This window comes from Kytococcus schroeteri (genome assembly GCF_042433515.1).
Taxonomy (GTDB): Bacteria; Actinomycetota; Actinomycetes; order Actinomycetales; family Dermatophilaceae; genus Kytococcus; species Kytococcus schroeteri.
Genome location: NZ_JBHLVH010000035.1, coordinates 1 through 684, shown reverse-complemented (window position 1 = coordinate 684; position 684 = coordinate 1). Strand labels below are relative to the sequence as shown.

The following is a 684-nucleotide window of genomic DNA, read 5'->3' as shown; positions in this document are numbered from 1 at the left end:
AGGCCAGGTGGCGACGCCGGCTCGGCCCGGTGCAGATCGCCGGTGAGCTGGGCATGCCGGCCTCCACGGTCCATGCCGTGCTCGTGCGCTGCCGACTGAACCGGCTGGCCCGCATCGACCGGGTCACCGGCGAACCAGTCCGCCGGTACGAGCACCCTCACCCCGGGTCACTGATCCACGTCGACGTCACGAAGTTCGGGCGGATCCCTGACGGGGGTGGGCACCGCTTCGTGGGGCGGCAGCAGGGCCTGAAGCACCGTGCGGCGACCTCCGACCGGGAAGGCACCCGCGACCACCGGTACCAGCCCAGGCTCGGGGTGGGACACCTGCACACCGTGATCGATGACCACACCAGGATCGCCTACGTCGAGATGCACGCCGATGAACGCAAGGAGACCGCTATCGGTGTGCTGCGCCGGGCCGTCGCGTGGTTCGCCGAGCGTGGCGTCACGGTAGAACGGGTGCTGTCGGACAACGGCTCGGCGTACAGGTCCGCCGCGTGGAGCCAGGCCTGCACCGAGCTGGGCATCACTGCCAAACGGACCCGCCCGTATCGACCGCAGACCAACGGGAAGATCGAACGTTTCCACCGCACCCTGGCCGACGGGTGGGCCTACGCCAAGCTCTACACCTCAGAGACCGAACGCCGCGACGCCCTCCCCGGCTGGATCCACTTCTACAATC

Annotated in this window: 1 protein-coding gene; it reads left to right on the top strand. The window is 69.2% G+C overall.

The features are described 5' to 3' along the window. The coding region (locus ACFFHC_RS11570; RefSeq protein WP_379805556.1) for an IS481 family transposase at nt 1-684 on the top strand (684 nt) is incomplete at both ends.